Annotated in this window: 4 protein-coding genes; all 4 read left to right on the forward strand. The window is 38.0% G+C overall.

All coding sequences use genetic code 11. The features are described 5' to 3' along the window. Positions 1–115: 115 nt before the first annotated feature. Complete coding sequence (locus VNZ46_RS01265; protein WP_325558259.1) at positions 116–283, forward strand: hypothetical protein; 168 nt, start codon at positions 116–118, stop codon at positions 281–283. Between the two features lie 66 nt (positions 284–349). After that, complete coding sequence (locus VNZ46_RS01270; RefSeq protein WP_325558260.1) at positions 350–2,035, forward strand: tetratricopeptide repeat-containing sensor histidine kinase; 1,686 nt, start codon at positions 350–352, stop codon at positions 2,033–2,035. A gap of 8 nt (positions 2,036–2,043) precedes the next feature. Further along, on the forward strand, positions 2,044–2,712 hold the full coding sequence (locus VNZ46_RS01275; protein WP_325558261.1) for a response regulator: 669 nt from the start codon (positions 2,044–2,046) through the stop codon (positions 2,710–2,712). Between the two features lie 119 nt (positions 2,713–2,831). Then, on the forward strand, positions 2,832–3,215 hold a 384-nt coding region (locus tag VNZ46_RS01280; RefSeq protein WP_325558263.1), incomplete at its 3' end, for a type I restriction endonuclease.

Here is a 3,215-nt window from a genome sequence, read left to right on the forward strand (position 1 = left end):
TTGAATCTCATTACTTCCCAAAAATTTCAGAGGCGCCTCTGATTGCAATGTAGCAACCCCCGCGATAAGGTTCGCGGGGACCTACCAAGTGATTAACCTTTTAAAATTTTTAGTTATGTTTTTTCAAATCATTTTAGCAATGTTATTGGGATTGGTATGTCCACATCATAATAATACAACAAATAATAATGGTACTACTGTAACAGCTCAGGATACAACTCCTTCTACTCCTGACACCCCTCCTGATACAGGTGGCGAAACAGGGAATAACCCTCCAAGATAACAACTGAAAAAACGGGCAAATATTTGCCCGTTTTTTTTTATAAATTAGAGAAATAATAACGATTTCTTGAAAAAATATATTACGCTTCTTCTATTACTTGTATTCGCTTCTTGTCATAAAGAGAATATAAAAGATAAACCTCGGGTTCCTACCCCCTATTATGATAAAGCCTGGTCCTTCTCGGATAAAGGAATGGTTGACAGCAGTTTCGTTTACTTTAATAAAGCTAAGGAAGAATCCCTAAAACAAGGTGATAGCATTTTAGTAGCAAAGAGCCTAATCAATATGGCCATCATCAGCGGTGATCAGGGCGATTATTTTGGTAGCCAGGAGTTATCGCTTTCTGCAATTAAATACCTTAACATTTCTAATGCAAAGCAAAAAGAGATCCTATCCTCCAATTATAATAACCTGGGGAAAATGGCTCATCTCTTAAAGAATTATGATGAAGCAACCTCCTTCTACATTAAAGCAATTGCGCTCTCCAACAATGAGCAATCTAAAATTATATACGCAAATAATATTGCGATTAACCTGTCCGCTCAAAAGCGATACCACGAATCTTTAAAATATTTTGAACAGCTCCTGAGAAATAAAGATGTACAGAAGAGTAACAACAACTTTTCCAGGATCCTATCTAATATTTCAAAAACGAGATGGCTTCAAAACCCAAACTATAACGCAGCGCCAGATTTACTAAGAGCCTTGCATATCCGGGAAAAAGAAAATGACCTCTGGGGTCAAAATGCCAGTTTTTCACATCTGTCAGATTATTACTACAAAAAACAACCAGATTCAGCGCTATTTTATTCGCGTAAGATGTATTGGGTTGCAAAGGAAATCAAAAGCCCGGACGATCAATTACAGGCACTGCAGAAGCTCGTAAAGCTGAGCCACCCGGAAGAAACCAAACAGTATTTTGGGCTCTATCAAAAATTAGAGGATAGTGTTCAGACGGCACGTAACGCAGCCAAGAATCAATTTGCTGTTATCCGTTATGAAACGGAGAAAAATAAAGCAGATAACCTATTGTTACAAAAGGACAATACAGAGAAAAAGTATCAGATCATTAAGCAAAAGATAGTATCTATTAGTACCATCTTTGTTCTGGTTGCAGCTTCTATTATCGCTGTTCTTTGGTACAAGAAGAGAAAACAGCGATTGGAATTGGAAGCACAAACCGCTATCCGGGAAAATCAACTTAAAACCTCTAAAAAAGTACATGATGTGGTAGCCAATGGATTGTACAGGGTGATGACTGAAATTGAAAATCAAGAGGAGATTGATAAAGACCGCGTATTAGATAAAATTGAGGATCTGTATGAGAAATCGAGAGATATATCTTATGAGGAGGTTAAATTTACAGATCAGAATTTCCACGAAAGGGTTTCCGAGCTCATCAAATCTTTCGCCACTGATACAACAAAAGTGGCCCTGGCAGGAAACGATCCGCAGTTATGGAAAAAAGTAACTGCACAGGTAAAATATGAAATTGAGAATATCCTCCAGGAACTGATGGTGAATATGGGGAAACATAGTGGTGCCAGTAATGTTGCCGTTAGGTTTGAACAGAAACAGAATAAAATCAATATTTATTATACAGATAATGGAATTGGGATGCCTGAAGAGATGAGGTTCAACAATGGATTGAGAAATACGGGAACCCGTATAGAAAGTATTCATGGGGAAATTACTTTTGACACCAAAGTTGAGAAGGGGCTGAAAATTCAGATTTCTTTTCCCATTACCTAAATAGAAGAATGATGTTCGAAAGAGTTTTAATTGCAGAAGACCACGAATCTTCCAACATCTCCGTAAGGAAAACATTGGAAGATCTCGGAATAGAGATAGCCCATTATGTATTTTATTGCGATGATGCTTTAACCTGGATACAAAAGGCGCGTCAAAATGACGAACCATATGATTTACTGATTACCGATCTTTCTTTCGAAGAGGATCATAATAAACAAAGGATTACGGGTGGTACGGAGCTAATCAAAGCGGTAAGACAAGCACAACCCAATTTAAAGATCCTGGTTTTTTCTGCAGAAAACAAAGCGGCTGTTATCGATGCGCTTTATGATGAGCTTGGAATCAATGCTTATGTACGCAAGGCACGCAATGATGCTCAGGAACTTAAACTGGCGATAAACACGATTTATAAATCCAGCAAGTATATTTCTGCCAATTTAAGGCAGAATATAAAGGCAAAGAATGCATATGAGTTTGCAGATGTAGACATTGCCATCATCTCCCTGCTTTCGCAAGGAATCCCCCAGAAAAATATTCCATTTCATCTGCAGGAAAAAGGCATTTCGCCTTCTGGTTTAAGCAGTGTTGAAAAACGCCTGAATCTGATGAGAGAAGCTTTGGAGTTTTCTAAGAATGAACAATTGGTGGTGTATTGTAAAGACTTTGGACTTATCTAACCCTAGCTTCATAATTTCGTTGAAATAGCGCCCCGGGTTACGGTTTCCCGTAAGAAAGACTGCTACTGCCTGTCTACTTTTGGGAATAAACAATTTAAAACCTAAAAGCGCAAGCAGAAATGGATCTTAAACTTAAGTTAGAACAGCTTCACCAAAGAGTGGTTGGATTAAAAGACCAGATCAATACCGAGGAGGCCACCAAAAATGCATTTGTAATGCCCTTTATCCAGATTCTGGGCTACGATATTTTTAATCCGACAGAAGTTATTCCGGAGCATATTTGTGATATCGGAACGAAAAAAGGAGAAAAAGTAGATTATGTTATTCGCAATAACAATGAACCTATACTCATCTTTGAATGCAAGCACTGGAAAGAAAACGCCGATGCTCACAATTCCCAGCTTCACAGGTATTATCATGTTTCTAAAGCAAGATTTGGTGTATTGACCAATGGTACGGTCTACAATTTCTATACGGATCTGGAAAAGCCGAACATTATGGAT

The organism is Pedobacter sp. (assembly GCF_035566355.1).
GTDB lineage: Bacteria > Bacteroidota > Bacteroidia > Sphingobacteriales > Sphingobacteriaceae > Pedobacter.